This window comes from Aeromonas sp. HMWF015 (assembly GCF_963878965.1).
Taxonomy (GTDB): Bacteria; Pseudomonadota; Gammaproteobacteria; order Enterobacterales; family Aeromonadaceae; genus Aeromonas; species Aeromonas veronii.
The window spans coordinates 36571-37737 of record NZ_CAWNZT010000397.1 but is presented as its reverse complement, the minus strand read 5'-3'; the positions used below and the strand labels follow the sequence as shown (position 1 = coordinate 37737).

The window sequence follows — 1167 nt, the reverse complement described above, 5'->3', positions numbered from 1 at the left end:
GGGTGATGGCGCTCACCAGTACCAGCTTGCCGCGCTGTTCGGGCTGAGACTTGAGCAGGTCGAGGCTGAGCTTGCCTTTGTAGTGGCCATGGGGGCTGAGCAGGTGCTGGGGGATAGCGAGGCGTTCGGCCAGCGCGTGAATGGAGAGACGGGGGGACTGGCGGGAGATCTCGATATCGCTTAGCATCAGCACCTCGTTGGCATATCGGGGTAAAATATGCGGCGCAGTCTAGTGGAATATAACGGGTAATCCAATGACGAAAACGATTTTATTTGGTAAGGGTGAGGTTCGTCAGAATCCTGTTCTGCTGGATCTCAACGCACTCTATCATCCCCCCAAGCAGCCGATGACGGCGCTGGGGATTGTCAGCGCGCTGGTGCCGCTGTTCGGTTTCGGCTGGCAGGCGATGACCCAGGACCCCGAAACCCAGCTGCGCCACGAGATCCGCAAACGGGTCAACAAGCACAAGACCGACGAGGCAAACCTTATTTTGATCCTGCAGCTGGCCGCCATGTTTGACTGCCCCGAGCTGGAGGTGGCGCTCCCCTATGCCCTCAGTGAGCCGCAGTTGTCGGTTGTCCGCACCCGGCTGCCACGCTGGCAGCTGCATCTCGAGCAGCATCGTCTGCTAGCCAAGCTCCCCCCTGTTGTCGCATCCACCACCGCACCCGACCAGCGTTAGGTTTCAAGCCGGACCCGCAGCCCTGACATTCAGGCCGGACAGTCTGCTCTGGCAATCAGGTCGGCGCATCCCACTGCTGCGGGGCGAGATAGCGCTCCTGCACGAACTCGATAAAGCAGCGCACCTTGGCCGAGACGAAGCGGCGGTGCGGATAGACAGCATAAAGTCCCACATCTCCCTTGTCCCACTCTGGCAGCAGGCTGACCAGCTGCCCTGACCGCAGGGCCTCCCCCACGATAAAGGTGGGCTGCAATATGATGCCCTGATCATCACAAGCGGCGCGGGTCAGTGCCACCCCGTTGTTGGCCCGCAGTGGCCCCTGTGGCCGGATGCTCTGCTGCTCGCTTCCCCGTTTGAAGTGCCACTCCGGCTGGGTCAGGGTGTAGATCAGACAGTCGTGCTGCTTGAGATCCTCGGGCTTTTCCGGTCTGCCCTTGCGTGCCAGATAGGCGGGGCTGGCGCAAAGCTCGACCCGAATGGTGGC

General features: G+C 61.4%; 3 protein-coding genes. 1 reads left to right on the top strand and 2 read right to left on the bottom strand.

What is annotated here, in order from left to right:
- Window positions 1-187 (bottom strand): formate--tetrahydrofolate ligase (locus AACS18_RS20485; protein ID WP_146184807.1); only part of this gene is annotated, 187 nt, incomplete at its 3' end.
- Window positions 188-254: 67 nt separating this feature from the next.
- Here AACS18_RS20485 and AACS18_RS20480 point away from each other — a divergent pair.
- Window positions 255-683 carry a hypothetical protein gene (locus AACS18_RS20480; RefSeq protein ID WP_108613169.1) on the top strand — a complete coding sequence of 143 codons (429 nt, stop codon included), beginning with the start codon at window positions 255-257 and terminating at the stop codon, window positions 681-683.
- Window positions 684-738: 55 nt separating this feature from the next.
- Here the strand turns inward: AACS18_RS20480 and AACS18_RS23670 are convergent.
- Window positions 739-1167: substrate binding domain-containing protein (locus AACS18_RS23670; RefSeq protein ID WP_258228779.1), on the bottom strand; the 429-nt coding region annotated here is incomplete at its 5' end.